Here is a 600-nt window from a genome sequence, read left to right as displayed (position 1 = left end):
GGACGGGGCGCTCGCGTACCACCGCCGAACGGGCGAGCGCCAGGTCGAGCACGGCCACCACGGTCAGCACCAGCGCCCAGCCGACCGGCCCGGTGATCCGCTCGTACGCCAGCAGGGGCAGCACCGGCTGGGCCGCCAGCACGGTGGCGAAGCGTGGCGCGCGCAGACCGGTCCCGTAGGCGTACCCGAGGGCGACGAGCGTGGTGACCAGGAAGATCGTCCCGGCGAACGCGGCGCCCGACGAGCCGCCGCCGATCCGGTCCACGGCCCAGAGCGCGTACCCGGCCAGCGGCACCAGCAGCAACCCGACCGCGGCGATGGTCTCGGCGGTGGAGGTGAGCCCGCGCCGGGCCAGCACCGGCGGGGCGAGCAGCATCAGCGCCGTCGCCACGAGCAGCACGCCGAGGCGGGCCAGCGCGTCCATCGAGCTGGTGGCGACCGCGGCGAAGACCACGGCGGCGACGCCGAGCAGGAGCGCGCCCAGCCCGAGCGGGATGTTCTGCACCTCGCGCGAGGACGCCTCGGGCGGGTGCTCCGGGTCGTCCGCGTCGAGCCAGCGCGGGCGACCGCGCGGCGGCGACGGGGGCAGGTCCTCCGGTG

1 pseudogene is annotated in these 600 nt (G+C 77.2%); it reads right to left on the bottom strand.

The annotated features are described in order from the left end of the window. A pseudogene (locus tag EAD96_RS16310) lies at nucleotides 1–600 on the bottom strand (permease); the annotation flags it as partial.

The organism is Micromonospora sp. BL1, from assembly GCF_003667485.1.
Taxonomy (GTDB): Bacteria; Actinomycetota; Actinomycetes; order Mycobacteriales; family Micromonosporaceae; genus Micromonospora; species Micromonospora tulbaghiae.
This window is presented reverse-complemented; position numbering and strand designations above follow the sequence as displayed.